Origin of the sequence: Mycobacterium sp. VKM Ac-1816D (assembly GCF_000416385.1) — a bacterium.
Classification (GTDB): Bacteria; Actinomycetota; Actinomycetes; order Mycobacteriales; family Mycobacteriaceae; genus Mycobacterium; species Mycobacterium neoaurum_A.
In genome coordinates this window covers 1-296 of the sequence record NZ_AOHQ01000122.1, presented here as the reverse complement: position 1 = coordinate 296, position 296 = coordinate 1, and the positions used below count along the sequence as shown (strand labels likewise).

Sequence of the window (296 nt, the reverse complement as noted above, 5' to 3'; positions counted from 1 at the left end):
GAGCAGCAGGTGGTGCCGGTCGCCGAGGACACCGCGCTCAACGAGATGACCGTGGTGCAGAACGCCGAGGGTCGGTTTGAGGCCACCCTGGATCTGGACGTCGGTACTGGGGAAGAGCTGTGTGCGGCGTTGGATCCGTTGTGCCGACCGGTACCGCTACCGGACGGGTCCCCGGACCCCCGGCCGATCACCACCCGTCGGGCTGAGGCGATCGGGCTGGTGCTGCGCACCTATTTGTCGCAGTCGAGGCGTCCGATGTCTGGTGGGGTACTGCCGCACGTCACCCTCATCCGACC

The 296-nt window shown here is 67.6% G+C and carries 1 pseudogene; it reads left to right on the top strand.

What is annotated here, in order from left to right:
• A pseudogene (locus G154_RS06755) lies at positions 1 to 296 on the top strand (DUF222 domain-containing protein); the annotation flags it as partial.